This is a genomic window from Pseudomonas sp. NY15372 (assembly GCF_048068215.1).
GTDB classification, from domain to species: domain Bacteria; phylum Pseudomonadota; class Gammaproteobacteria; order Pseudomonadales; family Pseudomonadaceae; genus Aquipseudomonas; species Aquipseudomonas guariconensis_A.
This window is the reverse complement of the sequence record NZ_JBLUPY010000114.1, coordinates 1-265: the sequence shown is the minus strand read 5'-3', so window position 1 is coordinate 265 and position 265 is coordinate 1. Positions and strand designations below refer to the sequence as shown.

Genomic DNA, 265 nt, shown 5'->3' with positions numbered 1-265 from the left:
TGCAGGAGCCAGCGTTTTTTGGTTACTTTTTGTCGCGTCTGACAAAAAGTGACCCGCCGTAAGGGCGGAAAGGTGACTCAGCGTCGCCCTCGCAAACGGACTTTGCGCTTATGTCAAAACCAGCAGTTTCAAAAAATCGACTGCATTGAAAATAGCGAAACATCCATTCGCCATGGCGGCGCTCACTCACCTTTTCGCCTTTACGGCGACCTACTTTTGCTCTTGGGCAAAAGTAGGCAAAAGCCGCTGGCTCCTGCATCCGGCC

At 52.1% G+C, this 265-nt stretch carries 1 protein-coding gene; it reads right to left on the bottom strand.

Going from position 1 to position 265, the window contains the following annotated elements; genetic code table 11:
• Positions 1–22 precede the first annotated feature (22 nt).
• A partial coding sequence (locus ACNFG0_RS22930; protein WP_416766549.1) for a hypothetical protein occupies positions 23–265 on the bottom strand: 243 nt, incomplete at its 5' end.